Genomic DNA, 14,965 nt, shown 5'->3' on the forward strand with positions numbered 1-14,965 from the left:
CGCCGCCAACATCCGACACAGAATCAATGCACTCCAAAACCGGAAGAGCCACTTTTTCATCGTTCTTCTACTACCCCAAAAGGGCATAAAAATGACCCGGTAAGACCGGGTCATCGGGAGCAAAGAGTCTAGCTCAGTTCTTGGCGAGCAGGTTCAGCATCAGCCTCAGCCTCAAGCCCGTCAATCTTCTCGCGAGCAAAGCGGTCCACAATCATGGCGATAGCACCATCACCGGTGACATTAGCAGCGGTTCCCACTGAGTCGATTGCAATGTAGGCGGCGATCATGAGAGCAACGAGAGATTCATCGAAGCCCATGTTCGCCTGCAGTAGGCCAACTGCCACCATTACAGCACCACCTGGAACACCCGGTGCAGCAATCATCATGATGCCCAGCAAGAAAATGAAGCTCATCGCCTTGCCGAAAGAAACATCCATATCGGTCATCGTGACGATGGCGAAGGCATAAAGCGTCAGCTTCATCATCGATCCGGACAGGTGGATGGTGGCACACAGCGGGATGACAAAGCCCGCAACTGGCTTAGAAATACCGTTCTTTAATGAGGATTCAAGTGTCACCGGAATGGTAGCCGCGGAGGATGACGTACCCAGTGCAGTGAAGTACGCAGGAGCCATATTCTTCAAAGCGGTAAACGGATTTTTGCCTGAGATGATGCCAGCAAGGATGTACTGGAAGATCAGGTAAACGATGGTCATAACGACGGCAAGGATCAGCACCTTTGCAAATGCAACCAAAACATCGCCCAGGTTTCCATTCATACCCAACGACAGGAACATACCGAAGATGTAGATAGGCAACAACGGAATGACGAAGCCCCAAATCACCTTGACTACAACGTTCTCAAATTCCTTAGTTATTGCGTAGAGATTGTCAGACTTTACCGCAGTCATGGCTACGCCAATGCAGAAGGAAAGCAACAACGCCGACATGACCTCAAATGGCGCCGGCATCTCGACGGTGAAGTAGGGAGCGAGTGCGCCTTCCTCAATATCGGAGACATTAGTGTTGATGGACTGACCCGCCAGAAGGGTGGGGTAGAGGGCAATCGAGAGACCGTATGCGATCAGACCGGAAATGATAGTAGAGCCATAGGCAATTCCGGCGGTGATGCCAAGCCACTTACCGGCACCGCGGCCGAGGCCAGCGATAGCAGGAGCGACGAGAGCGAAGATCAAAACTGGGATGAAGAAACCCAGGAAGTTACTGAACAATCCGTTAAAGGTGGCAAAAAGACGGCCGGCCCACTCCGGGAAGAAAGAGCTGGCAATGATACCTAGAATGATCGCAACGATGATCTTGAAGAGCAAAGAGTTAGTAATACCCTTGAGGTTCATATCGTTTTCTTTTCATTGTCGTGCGCTGAGTGTGACCACAAATTTCTATTGGTCGACACGCTCAGAATATTACCAAAGTACGTGAATAAATTACATATAACTGATGGATTATTTTGGCAGGCTACCCTCGATTTTCTTCTGACAAATTCAGGGTTAAACTAAGGGGCATGCTCGCGATCGCAATCATCTTCTTTATCCTTGCCGCTATCCTCCTCGTTGTCGGTGGACTGGCCACCGCACGAAAACTTCCGGGCAATAGCGTTGTAGGACTTCGCCTGGTGGAAATCCGCAAATCCAAAGAGGCTTGGGATAATGCACACGCGATCGCCGGCCCGTTCTGGGCACTCGCAGGAGTCTCCCTTGTTTTCGGTGGCATCGTAGCAATCTCCGCCTCTGGTTGGATGTGGACAATCCCGGCGTTGACTTTCGTCATCGCGGTGCTCGCCCTGTCCATCGGTTCCAACATGGGCTCCCGCGCTGCATTCCTGTGGGACGAGGCCCACAAGGAAGAAGAGGGTTGCGGCGATAGCTGTAATTGCGGCGACGGTGGTTGTGGTTCGGAGGCACCCGAGGTTGATCTCGGCGCACTCCGCAAGGCCGCTGAAAAGTCAGACCACGCCTAAAAACAGTTTCAGCCCTCGATTTCGGGGGCTATCTTTATACCCAATTTTAAAGACACAGTGACTAAAACGGCAGGGCCCGCTCTACAGGTTAAAAACTACGTCAGTGGTGACGATATTCTGCCGTTAATCAAATTCTGAAAATCTGAAGCTGGGTAAAGTCTGGGAAGATTGCACCAAGCCGCTTGGAAACGGCGCGGAAGCGTGCCGCACGCAGAACTCGCGCGCACAATGGATGACATGAAAGAAATGAACATCAAAAGCCTCGCCGTCGCGGCAGTAGCGGTATCCGCGATCGCCGTAGGCGCCATCATCAACAACGTAGGCACCAGCGGCGCCGACAAACAAGATTCTGCATTAGCCATTTACGATGATCTCGGAAACGAGGTTGGGTCTTACGATCTCGGGGGAGCAAACGCAGACTCTGTTCCCACTTGGGACCTAGAAGTCTAAAGAGTGAGATAGCTTAGAGAGTGAGATAGTCTAGAAACATGAATACGTGCTCTCGTCGTATGTTCCTCCTCGGCACCGCAACAACATTCGCCGGCGCCTACCTTGCTGCGTGTGGCAAGGAGCCAAGCGCAGAGATTGCCGCCACTGAGATCCCAGTGGGCTCGGCGGTCATGGTGGACAAAGTGATCTTTGTCCAGCCAACAGAAGGGGAGTTTAAGGCATACTCCCAAACCTGCCCTCACCAGGGAAGCTTGATTACCAAGATTGATGGCATGACCGCCACCTGTACTTCCCACTTCACGTCTTATAACCTTGCTGACGGTTCGGTCATCGACGGCCCGGGCACCAAGCCACTGACCGAGTACGGCGTCGAGTCGGACGGCACCACCGTCAAGAACGTCTCTGCTTAAGCCACAACAGCGCTTTAAGTTAGCACTATTGAATTACGGCGCTGACCCTCTAGAGCTTTAGGCACCCGGTAGCATCAGAGCGTTTCACGTGAATCCATTGTTTCACGTGAAACATCATAACTACTTTGCACGGCTATAGGAGGGGAGGGGCTCCAATGGCTCACCCAGTTCCTCAGCCGCGTGGCGTGCCCAGTAGGCGTCCTTCAATGCGGCACGCCCAATCTCGATGACATCAGCACGATCATCTGAAAGAATCTGCTCCGCGTGCTGCGCCTCGGTAATGAGACCCACCGTTGATACTGGAAGCCCCGCCTCTCGAACGCGCGTGGCGTACTCCACCTGATACTCGTGACCCACGGGGATCTCGGCGTGCTCGTTGCCGCCAGTAGAAACATCGACGAAGTCAACGCCATGTTCCCGCAAGAGCCTGGCAAATTCGACGGTTTGCTCCACGTCCCAGGCAAGACGGTCAGTAACCCAATCAGTCGCCGAAACGCGCATGATCAACGGCATCCCCTGAGGGATAACAGCACGAACCGCATCAACCACCTCAAGAGGGAAACGGACGCGGTTCTCAAAGCTGCCACCGTAGGAGTCGATACGCTGATTGCTCAACGGACTCAAGAAGTTGTGTAGCAAGTAGCCATGGGCACCGTGCAGTTCAATGGTGTCGAATCCTGCCTCCACGGCACGCTTTGCCGCAGCGGCAAAATGCTCAACTGTTGCAGCAATGTCTTGCGTGCTCATCTCGCGTGGGGCAGTGTAACCCGGGTAGCTAATCGCGGAAGGGCCTATCGTTTCCCAGCCGCCCTCCTCTAGCGGGACCGAGCCACGGGCGTAGCCAGGCAGCATTGGATAAGTCGATGCCTTGCGGCCGGCGTGGCCAAGCTGGATGCCGATCGGCGCGTTGAGGCTGTGGGAAAACTCGACAATCTCTTTCCACTTGTCGCGCTGTTCATCATTCCAGATTCCGGCGCACTTAGGGGAGATCCTACCTTCGGGGGATACAGCGGTAGCTTCAACAATGATGAGGCCGAAACCACCGGCCGCACGGGAGCCGTAATGAACTAAGTGCCAATCCTGCGGAAGACCCTCCACCGCCTGGTACTGACACATCGGCGGTAACCACGCACGGTTCGGGAACTCGAAGTCACGCAGGATAATCGGAGAAAATAGTTTAGTCATGGGCCTATGCTACCGATATGCTTTGAGGATGACTTCGCGCCTAAAGAGGATAGATCCGCTTATTCTCCTCATCATTTCCGCAGTGGTCGTGGCGATCATCTTTCCGGCACGCGGCCACTTTGCAGAGGTCTTTGACTCGCTGACCAACGTGGTCATCGCGTTGCTGTTCTACCTCTACGGCGCGCGCCTGTCCACACAAGAAGCCCTCAACGGTCTGAAGAACTGGCGCCTACACCTGACTATCTTGGCGTTTACCTTCGTCCTGTACCCGATCCTCGGCTTGGCTCTGCGCCCACTAACGCTGTTCATTTCCCACGACATGTACCTCGGCATCTTGTACCTCACCTTGGTGCCGTCCACCGTCCAGTCCTCCGTGGCGTTTACGTCAGTAGCCAAGGGAAACATCGCCGGCGCAATCGTGTCAGCGTCGGCATCGAACCTCGTGGGCGTCATCATGACGCCACTGTTGGTCATGGCTCTGATGGGCGCCGGAAATGGCATCTCTATCGACAGCTCAGTCTTCGTCGAAATCAGCCTCCTGTTGCTTGCACCATTCATCCTCGGCCAGCTGACCCGTAAGTGGGTCAAGGACTTCGCAGCAAGCAAAGGCACGAAGATTGTCGACCGCGGCTCCATCACAATGGTGGTCTACGCCGCGTTCTCCAAGGGAGTAGTCGATGGCATCTGGGGCTCAATCAGCATCTGGGAGATTGTGTTCTTGGTGGTCCTATCGATCTTGATGGTCGCCTTTATGCTCTGGCTCACCAAGATCCTGGGCTCCAAGCTTGGCTTCCCCCGCGCAGACGTCATTGCCATCGAATTCTGTGGTTCTAAGAAGTCCCTCGCTACAGGACTACCGATGGCCTCGGTCATCTTCGCCTCCGGCAGCACCTCGCTGGGCCTGCTGATTCTGCCACTCATGATCTACCACCAGGTTCAGCTCATGATCTGCTCCTGGCTCGCGGCCCGGTATGCTGGGCAGTCATGAGCACTCTGATGTACGTCCGCACCACCATGGAAGTTCCCGGCGTAGGTTCCGCCATCCACATCGCGGAGATGGAAGAGGTCGATGCTAATACCTGCACCATGCTGCGCATGATTGCGCTGGCGCCAAACGACGCCGTCGCAGGCGCAGCCACTCCTTCCAAAGCCGTGGGAAACGCAGACATTCCCCAGCGCCAGGTGCCACATCCCAACACCTACAACGACTTCCCCGACATCACGGCAGAGCACATTTCCGCTGACGAATTCGCGGCGCTATGGCGCGAAGCAGTGGCTCTTTACGGAGAGCTTTAGAATACGAAGTTAACCAGCACCATGTAGGCAGCGGTGCCGCCAAAGATGGAGAGGGCGGAGTCCTTCCGCCACCAGTGCAGCCCGGCAGTAATCGCCACGCCAATCAGAGCGGCGAGGATTCCGCCGGGCGCTTCTTTTTGCCCAAAGACCGTATAGACCACGAGCACTGTCATAACGCCGACAGGCATCGTCATGCCAAGCAGGCCAATAAACTGACTGCCCTTGAGCGCCTTGATGAAGGAATAGGGAAGCTGCCTAAGCAACACGGTAACGATGCAGACCGGGATGAGGACTGCAGCAACCATGGAGAGGGTTACACCGGCTGGCATTAGCGCTCACCCTTTCGCAGCACCATCGCAGAATCCAGACGCGGCGAGAAGTAGCGCAGGAGGAGCAAGCAGAAATAAGCCACCAACGCCACCATGAGAACCTGGCCAGGAAAGAGCACCGTGGCGAGAATGCCGCAGACTGCAGCAGAAAAAGGCAGCGAGTAGTCCTTATTGTTGTGAAAAGAATCCATGGTCAAAACTACGAAGAGCGCCACGAGAGCGAACTCGAGTCCTTTTACGTTTGGCGGGATAATCTGCCCAGCCAGCGCACCTACGATGCCGCTGAGCACCCACAATAACTGACAAAAGGCCTGGATGGTGAGAATGTTCACACCGGACAATCGCTCGTCACGCGGCTTGGCGGAAACGATGGCATAAGACTCGTCCGTGAGGGCATACGTGGAATAGGCGCGGCCCAAGAAGCTCTTAATATTGTCCCGCGGGAACGTGAGGCCATAAAAGATGTGGCGGAAGTTCACCATGAAAGCGGTGACCAACGAGGTAATCGCACTCGTTCCACCAGTGACCATGCTGATTGCGAGAAACTCCATCGAACCGGCGTAAATCACCACCGAAAAAATGGGTGCCCACCACCATGCGAAGCCGGTTTGGACAATCAAAATTCCGAAGGCGAGGCCGAGTGGGACAAGACCCACGGCCACCGCCCATGTATCTTTCAGTCCCTTCAGTATCTCCTCGCGCATGAGGAAATACTAGAACACTAGTTATCGTCGATGTTCGCAGGGTAAGTGGAATACAAAGGCAGCGGCATCGGCTGGCGCTTCATCACGTCGCCCCACAGATCCGCCGCGCCAGGTGTCAGGACATCTTGAGCAAGTGCGGGAGCCACGTACCAATCGCCCCGCTCAATCTCTTCTGCGAGTTGGCCAGGGCCCCACTCGGCGTACCCGGCGAAAAGCCGCGCGCCGGTGACGAGTTCAGCGATGTCCTCGGGTTCTGAGCGCAAATCGACATGAACGAGACGCGGGGCCAACTTGTTGAGCTGCGGGTGCTCCTCGATGCGAACGCCCTGTTTGGCCATTCCGAGGGCCACGACGGACTGCTGATTCAGCGGTCCACCGATGTACAGGGCCTGGGGCTTAGCCACGACCGGCAGCCACTCGGGCAGCACGTTAAAGACGGCCACCTCCGAGCGCTTGGTCAGGTCCACGCCAAAGGTCATCATGTCATTGTGCTCAATGACAAGGATGACGGAGCGAGCAAACTCAGGGGAAAGCGTTCCCGGCGCGGCGACGAGCAGCTGACCCGGTCCTGGTTCGTTGCGCTCTAGGGCGTTGAAAAGTCTGTCGGCATACATGTTCTACCTAGACTCCCACCACTCGCGCAGCTTCGCAATAGCAACGTCACGCTCGAGGGGTCCTTCCTCCAAGCGCAGCTCCTTGAGGTAGGACCACGCTTGACCCACCTCGGGCCCTGGGTTGAGCCCGAGGATCTCCATGATCTCGTTACCGTCGAGGTCAGGACGTACGCGGGCGAGGTCCTCCTTGGCGGCGATCTCAGCGATGCGCTCCTCAAGATGGTCGTAGGTGCGCTGCAGGCGCCGTGCCTTCTTGGCGTTACGGGTGGTGCAATCCGCGCGCACGATCTTGTGGAGGCGGGGGAGCAGGTCACCAGCATCGGTGACGTAGCGGCGCACAGCGGAGTCGGTCCACTGACCTTCGCCGAAGCCATGGAAGCGCATATGCAGGTACACCAGCTGCCCGATGGCCTCGATGGTGGCCTTGGGGTACTTCAGCTTCCGCAGGCGCTTGCGCACCAACTTCGCACCAACGACTTCGTGGTGGTGGAAGGTCACCTTGCCGTCGGTGGTGTCACGCGTGTCAGGCTTACCGACATCGTGAAGCAGCGCCGCCCAGCGCAGGATCAGGTCGGGCTCCTCCTCCTGATCGATGGCCTGGCGCAAGACCGTGAGGGAGTGCGCGTAGACATCTTTGTGCTGCGCGTGCTCGTCGGGAGCCATGCGCAGGGCAGGAATCTCGGGGAAAATATGATCCAGAATTCCCGTATCAACCAGCAGTTCAATGCCGGTTTCCGGGTTCTTGCCCAACATGAGTTTGTCGAGCTCCCCCTGCACGCGCTCGACGGTGATCCTGCGGATTTCACCCGCCATTTCAGTCATCGCGGTCTTGACGCGCTCGGCCACGTCAAACTCCAGCTGGGAGGCAAAGCGCGCTGCACGCAGCATGCGTAGCGGATCGTCGTGGAAGGAGATCTCCGGCTTATCCGGGGTATCGAGGATCTTGTTCTTGAGATCCGTCAACCCTCCCATGGGGTCATGGAATTCGTAACCATCCTCTTTGAGCTCGATGGCCATGGCATTGACCTTAAAGTCACGACGCACGAGGTCGCCCTCCAGGGAATCACCGAAGACAACCTCCGGATTGCGGGAATCCCCGTCGTAGGAGTCGGAGCGGAACGTGGTGATCTCGATCTGCTGTCCCTTATATACAGCCGAGACGGTACCGAAGTCGATGCCTGTGTCCCAGACAGTCTCGGCCCATCCATCGAGGATTTCCTGGACCACCTCGGGGCGAGCGTCGGTGGTGAAATCTAGATCGTGGCCCAAGCGCGACAACAACGCATCACGCACGGAACCGCCGACGAGGTAAAGCCGGTTTCCGCGAGCTCGTAATTGCTCTGCGAGGCCACTGAGCGAGGCAAGAGTCGTTTCAACGCCGTTTAGCTGAGTGTCCTGAAAATTCACGGGTGTTAGTCTACTACGATTAGCAAGGATGACTAAGCACGAACAAGGCTCCCGCAGGCGGCGTCGCGGCCGCCGCCCGGAAAGGCGCCCGCAGCGCAACTCCATCACGCGCATGACAACGCGTGATGAGACCTCCGCGGGTGGACTTGTCGTGTCTGGGCTCGCTGAGGCAGTCGACGGAGACAACGTCGATCTTTCGCGCATTTACGTAGCCCTGATCGGCCGCCTCGACCGGCGCGGCCGCCTGCTGTGGTCGATGCCCAAAGGCCACGTGGAAAACGGCGAAGATAAACACGTCACCGCCGAGCGTGAGGTCTGGGAGGAAACCGGCATTCACGGCAAGGTCTTTGCGGACCTGGGCATGATCGATTACTGGTTCGTCTCTGATGGGGTGCGCATCCACAAGACGGTGCACCATCACCTGCTGCGCTTTGTCGACGGCATCCTCAACGACGAGGATCCAGAAGTCACCGAGGTTTCGTGGGTTCCTGTCTCGGAGCTCATCGAGCACCTCGCTTACGCCGACGAACGCAAGCTGGCGCGCATCGCTCATGACCTCTTGCCGGACTTGGCACGAAAGGAAGCCGCCGCAGGAAAGGCGACTCCGCGGTGAAGCGGCTTTCAGCGCTGATACTCGCAGGCCTATTAGCAGCCCCGGTTCCTGCGCAAGCGCAAACCAGACTTCCGGGCACCCTCGACTTCGATCTGCTTTCTGAAGCCACCGAAGACGGGGTCATGGAAGCGACCTTCCGCATTCACAATCCCACCGAGAACAAGGTGGAGGATCTCCAGATCAACAGCCGCCGCAACGATGCGGTGTCAACCACCGAGCAGGCTCAGGAAGAGCTGGCGGCGGGCGCCTACCCGTATTATGGGGCGTCGCAAAGCATAGGCTCAATCGATCCTGGTGAGACCAAGGAAGTAACTTTCAAGGTCCCGCTCTCGCTGGGGCAGGAACCCACGCTGGCCATGACGGAGCCGGGAAACTACCCGCTCCAGTTCACCCTGACGGGAATGCAGGAGGGCCAAGCCAACAGCTTCGCCGACGAGCGGATGATCTTTGAATTCAACGCCGAGAAAGCACCAAGCGCTGAAACAGAAGATGCCGCGGATCTGCCTGAAGAACCGAACGCACTGACAGTGATTTACCCGATCACCTCGGAGATCAACATCGTGCCTGGAGAAACCGGGGGAGAGTCGCTCATCTTGAGCGATGATCACCTGGCGGAGGAGCTGCGCGAAGGCGGCCGCCTTGATAAGCTGCTGGATTCCTACCTCGATCACGATCTCAAAGGCGCAGGCTGCGTCGCACTGGATCCCGCGTTAGTGGATACCGTAAACCGCATGGCCGAAGGCTACACGGTCAATGACACGCGTCCCTCCATCGCCGAGCGCCCCAAGCGCTTACGTGACTCCTGGTTCAATGACGACGCTTCGCAGCGCGGCAAGCCGGGTACTGGAGCAGCCGATGCCAAGGCTTGGATCGAGCGCCTTCAAAACCTGCAGTGCCACATGCCGCTGCCGTGGGCAAACACGGACATTAATGCCGTAGCTCATGTTAATAATGACTTCCTCACCTACGAGGCGCTCAATCGCACTTACGAAGACATCGTGGGCAAACCCACGTCCACATTGCTGCTTCCCAGTTCAGGGTACGTAAACCACAAATTTAAGCGGCCGGCGCTCGTAGCAAATAACACCGGTTGGGTGGGTCAGGCAGCCACTTTCGACGCCTCTCTTGGCTCCCTGCTAAACCCCGGCGCAGGTTACACGAACCCCTTCCTGCGCTATGATTTCGCGCAAGACTCGCCGGCCTCGCAGGCCTTGACCAGCGCGGCGTCGGTTAGCGTGGCGGCATCCGAGGGTGACGTGGTGGCAAAGCTGCCGAACTATCTGAGCCCGGAAACAGGGGAGCAGGTCCTCGACACAGCAACGAAGCTGTTGGACGCCGGAAAGGTGCGCCCCCGTGCGGTGACGGATCTGCCACTTGAAGAGACCGACCGCCCATTGGGCACGCCCTATGAGGACGAGTCTGCTTTCAGTGACGCCGACATCGTGCGCGTGGAACAGCAGGCGCGCTACACGGACGAGTTGACCAACATCATGGTCAACGATCCGGCTATTGCGATGACGCGCTACGACTTCACGCTCCCACTACGCCGCGACCTCCTTGTGGCGCTGTCGGGTGACTTCAACGACCGCCTGAGCAAGCAATCTGAGGTGTTACGCACGTTGCGCTCCTCAGTGTCGCTGATCCCACCTGGCAACGTTTACACGCGCGTCTCGGAGTCATCGCCGCTGCTCATCGTGGCAGAAAACGGGCTTCCGCTGCCTGTCGACGCCTCGCTCATCTACGAATCTGAAACAGCAACGCTTAACACTCCGTCGCGCGTGCGCATACCGGCAAAGGGTTCCATTACGGTATCCATGACCGCAAACATGCCTAACGTCGACCGAACTAACATCAGCTTGTGGTTGGCCACGCCGTCCAAACAGGCCATCTCCGAGCCGGTAAATATCGCAGTTCAGACCCGTGCCGGTATCGTAAGCGTGTACGGAGTCGGCGCCATCGCCGCTCTAACTCTCATTTTGGCCCTGCTATTCCGGCTGGGGCGGAGAAAAAAGAAAAGTTCCTAAAGAGATAGTTAGTTCCTTTTATGACTAATGAAAATGGCTCTCGTCGTCGCATTGTGACGCCCACGCCGCCGGCACCTGTGCCGGAAAAGAGGGTTGCACCGATGCCAGTGGCGGAAGACAAATCCGCGTTGAAAGGCGAACATGTAGAGACTGCTACTTCCGACGGCGCGGTTGTTCGCGCCACCGGATCCATGGCGATTGCCACGCTGATCTCCCGCATCACAGGCTTCCTGCGCAACGTTCTCATCGGTTCGTCGCTCGGTCCCGCGATTTCTTCCGCGTTCACCACAGCGAACCAACTTCCCAACCTCATCACTGAGATTGTCCTCGGAGCTGTTCTAACTTCCTTGGTCGTCCCAGTCCTGGTGCGTGCCGAGAAGGAAGACGCGGATAGGGGAGAGAACTTTGTACGTCGCCTCTTTACCTTGGCGTTCACTTTGCTGGGTATTGTCACGGTGGCCTCATGCATTTTTGCGCCCCAACTGACAACAATTATGTTGACAGATGACGGCGAGGTTAATGCCACCCAGGCAACGTCCTTCGCATATCTGCTTCTCCCGCAGATCTTCTTCTACGGCCTCTTTGCGCTTTTCCAAGCGGTACTCAATACCAAGAATGTTTTTGGACCTGGTGCTTGGGCACCGGTGGTCAACAACATCATCTCCATCGCGGTGCTGGTGGCATATCAAGTGGTACCAGGGTCCTTGCACCCAGAGGCACCATCTCCGGTTTCTGACCCTCACGTTCTCTTGCTGGCACTAGGTACCACTTTAGGTGTCATTGTCCAATGCCTGATCTTGTTCCCATACTTAAAGAAGGCAGGCATCAACCTCAAACCGCTGTGGGGTTTGGACGATCGCCTCAAGCAGTTCGGCGGCATGGCCATGGCGATCGTGGCTTACGTTGCCGTATCCCAGCTGGGCTACATCATCACCTCGCGTATTGCATCGCAGGCAGATGAAGGTGCTCCCTTTACTTACCAGCAGGCATGGCTGTTGCTGCAGGTTCCATATGGCGTTATTGGCGTCACGTTGCTCACCGCAATCATGCCACGCCTGTCCCGCAATGCAGCGGACGGTGACGTCAAGGCAGTCGTACGCGATCTCACCTTAGGCACCAAGCTGACCTTCATCGCGCTGATTCCAATCGTCATCTTTATGACCGGATTCGGCATTCCGATTGCCCGCGGCCTCTTCCAGTACGGTGCCTTTGACGCAGATGCCGCTGAGCTGCTGGGCCTAACCCTCAGCTTCTCGGCATTTACACTTATTCCTTATGCGTTGGTGCTACTGCATCTACGCGTGTTCTATGCCCGTGAAGAAGCCTGGACACCGACCTTCATCATTGCCGGAATTACCTTCACCAAGGTTGTTCTATCCATGCTCGCACCACACGTGGCGGATTCCCCAGAGCGCGTTGTTATTCTTCTGGGTACGGCAAACGGCTTTGGTTTCATTGCCGGTGCGGTTATCGGCGGCTTCCTCCTCAAGCGCAAGCTGGGCAGCCTCGGTGGAAAGGAAGTCCTGGGCACCACCTTGTGGGCCACGTTGTCTTCCGTAGCTGGCCTCGTTGTGGCCTTTGTCCTCAACATGGTCATCAATCTCGTTCTACCGGACTCCCTACCGCCTTTCGTCGAGCTCATCCGCTTGATGGTGGTAGGACTTACCTTCGTTATTGCAACTGGCCTGGTGCTCTCACGCTCTGGCTTGCCAGAGGTTATCAACCTGGGCCGCCAGCTGCAGCGCATTCCGGGAATGAACCGTCTTATCAAGATCGACGACGCCGAAGCCATCGAGGTCGAGGAGCCGGAGATCCAGGAAATCCAACCGATCTTCAACCAGGATGCGTTCAACTCCTCGCCAGTCCCACCGCCTATGTCGGCCGGCATTGTCCGCGGCCCGCGCCTGGTACCAGGTGCTCCAGTATCCGACGGACGCTTCCGCCTCCTTGCCGACTACGGTTCGGTCCCCGGCGCTCGCTTCTGGAAGGCCCGCGAACAAGCCACCGGCCGCGTCGTTTCCCTGACCTTCGTAGACACAACGGGCGAGGCTCCGATGGCTCCGGCAACCCCAACAGTGGCAGCACGTCGTTCTGCCGACATTTCTCGCAACACCCGCAAACTCGCCGAGCTTGGATTGGAAGCGGTGGCATCCAACATCCAGATTCTGTCCTACCGCCAGGGTTGCCTTGTGGTGGCCGACTGGATTGAGGGCACGCCGCTTAAGACGGTTGCGGAAGAAGGCGACCTCGATCCGCGTGCAGTAGCACGTGCGCTCGCTCCGCTGGTCGACGCCGCAACTACAGCGCACGAGCACGATCTTGTACTGGGTATCGATAACCGCAACCGCATCCGTATCGCTACGGACGGCGTCGCCAAGCTGGCGTTCCCTGCCGTACTCGAGCGCAATAGTGTGGAAACGGACGTCGATGGAATCAACTCCACCATTACGTTGCTGACCGAATCCACGGCATCTACGCCACAGGAACTACGCGACGTTGCACATTCTGAGCAGTCGCTCGAGGAGCGCGCAAAGGTCTTGCATGCATATGCAAACGAGACTGAGCAGACTCTGGAAGTGCATGAAGAAAAGGTCGAAGCTCCTGAAGCCACTCCAGGCTTCGGTGGCCGCGGCTACTCGGGATCGGGCGCGATCATCTTGGGTGTCTTTGCCACCATCTTTGTTGTGGGTATGGCTGCACTGACCGCGTGGATCATGTCTTTGGTGGGGGAGGAGTCACCCGTAACCAAGCCGACGCAGACCGTGACCAGCTTCCCGAACACCCCGCCGGTGCTACTCAAGGAAAAGTCAGCGTTCACTGTTCCGGATAACAAGGAACAGAAGGCACTCGTCGACGGCAAGGGTTCCGCGCGAGTAGACATCGCCGAGGGCGCACTCGTTACCTTGGAGAAGCCGACTCAGCTGCATGTGCTGCAGGTCAGCCAGTACGGTTCCACGGGCACTAAGTTCACCGTCTATGGCGTGAACACTGATAAGTTTGATCCGGAGGACCCCGAGGGCACCGAGCTGGCTAAGGGCAAACTCAGCGCCAGCAAGCAGGACATCGAGCTGAAGAAGGTGCAGAAGGGCTTCGACGGAGTCCTCATCATGTTCGACGGCAAGGTCGCAGTCTCCGAACTACAAACCGTGGGCTTGTCCTAATTTTATTCATCTCCTTATAGCGCCATCATGTCAGTTCAGGCATGGTGGCGTTCCCTTTTGGAAATAGCAACATTACTTCAAGCGTTGACTAATTTAGTGGCGCGAGTAAGCTATATGTTGTTACATCAACAAACGACAGTTTCGACCGCGCGGTTTCAAGAACTCGTTTCCGGAACTCGCCGTCACAGACAAAGCAGAATTTTTAGGAGAACATCATGATTGCAGGTACCTACGTACTCGACCCAGCACACACCACCATCGGCTTCGTTGCTCGCCACGCAATGGTTACCAAGACCCGCGGCAAGTTCGAGGACTTCGAGGGCACCATCACCGTTGCAGAGAACATCGCTGATTCCAAGGCTGACGTCACCATCAAGTCCGCTTCCATCAACACCGGCAACGATGACCGCGACGGCCACGTTAAGGGCGACGACTTCTTCGCAGTAGAGAAGTACCCGGAGCTGACCTTCACCGCTATCTCCTTCAACGTTGACGAGGCTGGCAACGGCACCGTTACCGGCGACCTCACCATCAAGGGCGTTACCAAGCCGGTCACCCTGGACGTTGAGACCGAGGGCCTCGCTGAGGATCCTTTCGGCAACACCCGCTTCGGCTTCGAGGCAACCACCAAGATCAACCGTCTTGATTACGGCATCGACTTCAACGCACCGCTGAAGACCGGCGGCGTCCTGGTCTCCGAGGAGATCAAGATCGAGCTCGAGGTCTCTGCAATCAAGCAGTAAGTCACACAGCACACTGCTGCTAACGCGCAACGCCCCAGGAAAACCTGGGGC

At 57.0% G+C, this 14,965-nt stretch carries 15 protein-coding genes; 9 read left to right on the forward strand and 6 right to left on the reverse strand.

All coding sequences use genetic code 11. The annotated features are described in order from the left end of the window. Positions 1 to 128 precede the first annotated feature (128 nt). Positions 129 to 1,355, reverse strand: coding sequence for a dicarboxylate/amino acid:cation symporter (locus HMPREF3148_RS12645; RefSeq protein ID WP_049064428.1), 1,227 nt, complete (start codon positions 1,353 to 1,355; stop codon positions 129 to 131). Between the two features lie 167 nt (positions 1,356 to 1,522). On the opposite strand from HMPREF3148_RS12645, the gene HMPREF3148_RS12650 reads away from it, so the two are divergent. From HMPREF3148_RS12650 to HMPREF3148_RS12660, 3 genes are all read left to right on the forward strand, one after another. Beyond that, entirely contained in the window at positions 1,523 to 1,978 is a 456-nt protein-coding gene (locus HMPREF3148_RS12650; RefSeq protein WP_005530735.1) for an SdpI family protein, read from the forward strand. A 237-nt stretch (positions 1,979 to 2,215) separates the two neighbouring features. Beyond that, a complete protein-coding gene (locus HMPREF3148_RS12655; RefSeq protein WP_115340962.1) occupies positions 2,216 to 2,428 on the forward strand; it encodes a hypothetical protein in 213 nt (70 codons plus the stop codon). A gap of 38 nt (positions 2,429 to 2,466) precedes the next feature. After that, complete coding sequence (locus tag HMPREF3148_RS12660) at positions 2,467 to 2,838, forward strand: Rieske (2Fe-2S) protein (protein WP_049064430.1); 372 nt, start codon at positions 2,467 to 2,469, stop codon at positions 2,836 to 2,838. A 120-nt stretch (positions 2,839 to 2,958) separates the two neighbouring features. On the opposite strand, the gene HMPREF3148_RS12665 is transcribed toward HMPREF3148_RS12660, so the two are convergent. Beyond that, positions 2,959 to 4,023, reverse strand: a complete 1,065-nt coding sequence (locus HMPREF3148_RS12665; RefSeq protein WP_049064432.1) for an NADH:flavin oxidoreductase/NADH oxidase — start codon at positions 4,021 to 4,023, stop codon at positions 2,959 to 2,961. Positions 4,024 to 4,051: 28 nt separating this feature from the next. On the opposite strand from HMPREF3148_RS12665, the gene HMPREF3148_RS12670 reads away from it, so the two are divergent. Further along, a complete protein-coding gene (locus tag HMPREF3148_RS12670; protein ID WP_049064434.1) occupies positions 4,052 to 5,011 on the forward strand; it encodes a bile acid:sodium symporter family protein in 960 nt (319 codons plus the stop codon). After that, positions 5,008 to 5,319, forward strand: coding sequence for a hypothetical protein (locus HMPREF3148_RS12675; protein ID WP_046646425.1), 312 nt, complete (start codon positions 5,008 to 5,010; stop codon positions 5,317 to 5,319). Before HMPREF3148_RS12670 ends, HMPREF3148_RS12675 begins: the two co-directional genes overlap by 4 nt. On the opposite strand, the gene HMPREF3148_RS12680 is transcribed toward HMPREF3148_RS12675, so the two are convergent. The 4 genes from HMPREF3148_RS12680 to HMPREF3148_RS12695 are packed head-to-tail and all read right to left on the reverse strand — an operon-like array spanning position 5,316 to position 8,373. After that, entirely contained in the window at positions 5,316 to 5,648 is a 333-nt protein-coding gene (locus tag HMPREF3148_RS12680) for a branched-chain amino acid transporter permease (RefSeq protein WP_005530729.1), read from the reverse strand. The two genes, HMPREF3148_RS12675 and HMPREF3148_RS12680, sit on opposite strands and share 4 nt — an antisense overlap. Continuing rightward, positions 5,648 to 6,352: an AzlC family ABC transporter permease gene (locus tag HMPREF3148_RS12685; RefSeq protein WP_049064436.1), complete on the reverse strand. Its 705-nt coding sequence runs from the start codon at positions 6,350 to 6,352 to the stop codon at positions 5,648 to 5,650. The genes HMPREF3148_RS12680 and HMPREF3148_RS12685 overlap by 1 nt, the downstream gene beginning before the upstream one ends. A gap of 17 nt (positions 6,353 to 6,369) precedes the next feature. Further along, positions 6,370 to 6,966 (reverse strand): YqgE/AlgH family protein, encoded by a 597-nt coding sequence (locus tag HMPREF3148_RS12690; protein ID WP_049064437.1) that lies wholly within the window; start codon positions 6,964 to 6,966, stop codon positions 6,370 to 6,372. Positions 6,967 to 6,969: 3 nt separating this feature from the next. Then, positions 6,970 to 8,373 (reverse strand): CCA tRNA nucleotidyltransferase, encoded by a 1,404-nt coding sequence (locus tag HMPREF3148_RS12695; protein WP_070509281.1) that lies wholly within the window; start codon positions 8,371 to 8,373, stop codon positions 6,970 to 6,972. A gap of 28 nt (positions 8,374 to 8,401) precedes the next feature. Between HMPREF3148_RS12695 and HMPREF3148_RS12700 the strand changes: the two genes are divergently transcribed. From HMPREF3148_RS12700 to HMPREF3148_RS12715, 4 genes are all read left to right on the forward strand, one after another. After that, a complete protein-coding gene (locus HMPREF3148_RS12700; RefSeq protein WP_005530725.1) occupies positions 8,402 to 8,986 on the forward strand; it encodes an NUDIX hydrolase in 585 nt (194 codons plus the stop codon). Then, positions 8,983 to 11,010 carry a DUF6049 family protein gene (locus tag HMPREF3148_RS12705; protein ID WP_049064441.1) on the forward strand — a complete coding sequence of 676 codons (2,028 nt, stop codon included), beginning with the start codon at positions 8,983 to 8,985 and terminating at the stop codon, positions 11,008 to 11,010. Before HMPREF3148_RS12700 ends, HMPREF3148_RS12705 begins: the two co-directional genes overlap by 4 nt. 20 nt (positions 11,011 to 11,030) lie before the next feature. Further along, entirely contained in the window at positions 11,031 to 14,171 is a 3,141-nt protein-coding gene (gene murJ / locus HMPREF3148_RS12710) for a murein biosynthesis integral membrane protein MurJ (protein WP_049152010.1), read from the forward strand. Between the two features lie 215 nt (positions 14,172 to 14,386). Then, a complete protein-coding gene (locus tag HMPREF3148_RS12715; protein WP_049064445.1) occupies positions 14,387 to 14,914 on the forward strand; it encodes a YceI family protein in 528 nt (175 codons plus the stop codon). Positions 14,915 to 14,965 lie beyond the last annotated feature (51 nt).

The sequence above is a fragment of the Corynebacterium sp. HMSC05D08 genome, assembly GCF_001807215.1.
GTDB classification, from domain to species: Bacteria; Actinomycetota; Actinomycetes; order Mycobacteriales; family Mycobacteriaceae; genus Corynebacterium; species Corynebacterium striatum.